We start from the raw sequence: 3,117 nt of genomic DNA, 5'->3' as shown, positions 1-3,117 counted from the left end.
GTCCTGGTCCGCCGGCTCAAGGCCGACCCCACCGACCCGTACGCCCACGAGGTCTTCGGCCGGCAGCGGTACGACCAGTCGTACCGGCTGGAGATGCCGGACGGCACAGACATCCACGTGGAGGTGGTGGAGCCCACCCGCCCGGTGGCCGGCCACCCGACCGTGGTCCTGGTGCACGGCTTCTGCCTGGACATGGGGACCTTCCACTTCCAGCGCGAGATGCTCGCCGAGCGGGGCGATTACCGCGTGGTCGCGTACGACCAGCCGGGGCACGGCCGTTCCGGCCGCCTGGAGACCGGGGACTACGACCTGGCGGCGCTGGGCCGGACGCTGCGCCGGGTGATCGACGAGACCGCGCCGGAGGGGCCGCTGGTGCTGGTCGGCCACTCGATGGGCGGCATGACGATCATGGCGCTCGCCGAGCTGTACCCGGAGCTCTTCGGTGACCGGGTGGTCGGCACGGTGCTGATGGCCACCTCGGGCGGCCTGCTCGCGGAGACGAAGCTGGTGGCACCGGCCCTGATCGGCCGGGTCGGCGCACCGGTGCTCTACATGATGAGCAACGCCACCCGGTACGGCGGCACGGTGATCGACAAGGCGCGCAAGTCCACCACCAACGTGGCCTGGCTGCTGACCCGCAAGTACGGCTTCGGCACCCCGAAGCCCAGCCCTGCGCTCGTCTCGTACGTGGAGACGATGAACTCGCGGACCTCGGCCGACACGGTGACCCGCTACCTGCGCACGCTGGCCACCCACTCCCGGTTCCCGGCGCTGGCCGCGCTGGCCGGCACGCCGGTGCTGGTGATCGTGGGGGACAAGGACATGATCACGCCGGTGACGCACTCGGAGGAGATCGTCCGGCGGCTGCCGCACGCCGAGTTCGTCAAGATTCACGACAGCGGGCACGTGGTGATGCTGGAACACGCCGACGAGGTCAACGCGGCGCTGGAACGGTTTCTGGAGAGCCTGTGACGGTCGTCGTGGAGCTGAAGACGGTCGACGACACCCACGAGTTCGGCCGCCGGCTGGCCGGGGTGCTGCGCGCCGGCGACCTGCTCCTGCTCAGTGGCCCGCTGGGGGCCGGCAAGACCGCGCTGACCCAGGGCATCGGCGCCGGCCTCGGGGTACGCGGCCAGATCACCTCGCCGACCTTCGTGATCGCCCGGGTGCACCGGCCCGATCCGGCCCGCGGCGGCCGGGTGACCCTGGTGCACGCCGACGCGTACCGGCTGGGGGAGTCGGCCGATCCGCGCGCCGAGATCGACGACCTCGACCTGGACGCGTCGGTGGACGAGGCGGTGACCGTGGTCGAGTGGGGCGAGGGGATGGTCGAGCAACTGGTCGACGCCCACCTGCGGGTGCGGATCGACCGGCGGGACGACGACACCCGGGTGGTGACGTTGGAACCGGTGGGTGGCGACTGGGCCGAGCGCCTCGCCACCCTCGACTGACGGCTGTCGTACCCGCTGCCTACAGTGCCCGGGACCGACCCGACCGGTGAAAGGTTGCCGATGCCCGACGACGCTCCCGCCCTCGACCTGCTGGCGCTGCTCCCCGACGCGTGGCGCGCCGCGCTCACCCCGCACCTCGACCCGGCCCGCACGGCGGCGCTGGCCGAGTTCGTCGCCGGTGAGTACGCGAGCCAGACGGTCTTCCCGCCGGTCGAGGACCTCTTCTCGGCGTACCGGCTGTGCGGGCCGCAGGAGTGCCGGGTGCTGATCCTCGGGCAGGACCCGTACCACAAGATCGGGCAGGCGCACGGGCTGAGCTTCAGCGTCCGGGACGGGGTGACCGTGCCGCCGTCGCTGCGCAACGTCTTCAAGGAGCTGGGCGAGGACCTGGGCCTGTCGAAGCCGCGCAGCGGAAACCTCAACGGCTGGGCGGCGCAGGGCGTGCTGCTGCTCAACTCGGTGCTCACCGTCCGGCAGGCGACCCCAGGCTCGCACGCGAACAAGGGCTGGGAGGAGTTCACCGACGCCACCATCCGGGCCCTCGATGCCCTCGACCAGCGGGTGGTCTTCCTGCTCTGGGGCGGGTACGCCCGCAAGAAGGCCGCCCTGGTCACCAACCCGCAGCACGTGGTGCTGGAGGCCGGCCACCCGAGCCCGATGAACCCGCGCGGCTTCCTCGGCAGCCGCCCGTTCAGCGCGGCGAACAAGGCGCTCGCCGACGTCGGCCTGCCCACCATCGAGTGGGAGCGCTCAGCCGGCTGACCCGGCGCCATCGTCGGGCCGAGCGGCCTGCCGGGGATGCGGCGGCCCGCCGTCCCGGTCGGCGGCCTGTCGCTGGCGGTGGCGGCGCAGCAGGTCGGCGGCGCGCGGATCGGTCAGCTCCACCTGGAGCAGCGGCACGACCCGGTAGCCGCGGTCGCCGTGCCGCACCTCGATGGACTCGGGCAGTTCGTCGCACATCTGCGCGCGGATCTCGCCGTACCGGGTTCGCCAGCGGTGCTCACCGGGCTCCTCCGGTTCCAGATGGAGGCCGCCGAACTCCTCCCACCGGGCGTTCCAGCGTTGCCCGTACGCCGCTCTCAGCCAGGCGGTGAACCGCGTCGAGTCGCGCCACCGCACCGCGATATCCACCGCGTCGACCGGCACCGGAGCGCCCTGGAGCAGGGCGGCGTGCTCCCGGCGAGCAGGTGAGGCAGGTCGCCGAGCCGTTCGATGACTCGATCCAGCCCCAGATCCTCGATCCGCTCGGTCAACGGCCGGCTGGCCAGCTCGGTCATCCTGGCGTCGAGATGGCTCTCCAGCGGTTCGACGCCGACGGCGAGTTGGAGGCCGAGCGCCGCGAAGAGGCGCTCGACCAGCGGGATGCTGGGCATTCGGTTGCCCCGCTCCACACGGGCCACCGCGCTCTGGCTCAGCCCGGCCAGGTCGGCCAGCTCGTGCTGGGTCAGGAACCGGGCGCCTCGCTCACGACGGAGGGCGGCGGCGATCTGGCTGGCGACGCGACTGTCGGACACCACCGGATGATGACCTAACGCAGAGAGCGATATGCCTCTCCGTCATATTTATGCCTCACAGTCATATCGCTTCACAGAGTGATCCCAGACGCAGGGGTCACACCCGGTGGCCGGCGGCCGGTGGCCACCGGGTGTGACCCCTGCGTCTGGGA

5 protein-coding genes are annotated in these 3,117 nt (G+C 71.8%); 3 read left to right on the top strand and 2 right to left on the bottom strand.

What is annotated here, in order from left to right; all coding sequences use genetic code 11:
* The 3 genes from DKL51_RS14600 to ung all read left to right on the top strand — a co-directional run.
* A partial coding sequence (locus DKL51_RS14600) for an alpha/beta fold hydrolase (protein WP_148097787.1) occupies positions 1-972 on the top strand: 972 nt, incomplete at its 5' end.
* Positions 969-1,451: a tRNA (adenosine(37)-N6)-threonylcarbamoyltransferase complex ATPase subunit type 1 TsaE gene (gene tsaE / locus DKL51_RS14595; RefSeq protein WP_109947956.1), complete on the top strand. Its 483-nt coding sequence runs from the start codon at positions 969-971 to the stop codon at positions 1,449-1,451. The genes DKL51_RS14600 and tsaE, both read left to right, overlap by 4 nt.
* A gap of 60 nt (positions 1,452-1,511) precedes the next feature.
* The gene (gene ung / locus DKL51_RS14590; RefSeq protein ID WP_109947955.1) at positions 1,512-2,213 is read left to right on the top strand and encodes a uracil-DNA glycosylase; all 702 of its coding nucleotides are present in this window, start codon (positions 1,512-1,514) and stop codon (positions 2,211-2,213) included.
* Here the strand turns inward: ung and DKL51_RS36380 are convergent.
* Complete coding sequence (locus DKL51_RS36380) at positions 2,202-2,570, bottom strand: hypothetical protein (RefSeq protein ID WP_260428487.1); 369 nt, start codon at positions 2,568-2,570, stop codon at positions 2,202-2,204. The two genes, ung and DKL51_RS36380, sit on opposite strands and share 12 nt — an antisense overlap.
* Positions 2,531-2,965 (bottom strand): helix-turn-helix domain-containing protein, encoded by a 435-nt coding sequence (locus DKL51_RS36375; RefSeq protein ID WP_243422779.1) that lies wholly within the window; start codon positions 2,963-2,965, stop codon positions 2,531-2,533. Before DKL51_RS36375 ends, DKL51_RS36380 begins: the two co-directional genes overlap by 40 nt.
* Positions 2,966-3,117 lie beyond the last annotated feature (152 nt).

It is taken from the genome of Micromonospora globispora (assembly GCF_003857015.1).
Classification (GTDB): Bacteria; Actinomycetota; Actinomycetes; order Mycobacteriales; family Micromonosporaceae; genus Micromonospora; species Micromonospora globispora.
Note: the sequence above shows the minus strand (reverse complement) of the source record. Positions and strands in the feature narration are given on the sequence as shown.

Bases quoted from the DNA above. Each gene is read 5' to 3' on its own strand.
- ung (WP_109947955.1), top strand. From the start codon at position 1,512: ATGCCCGACGACGCTCCCGCCCTCGACCTGCTGGCGCTGCTCCCCGAC.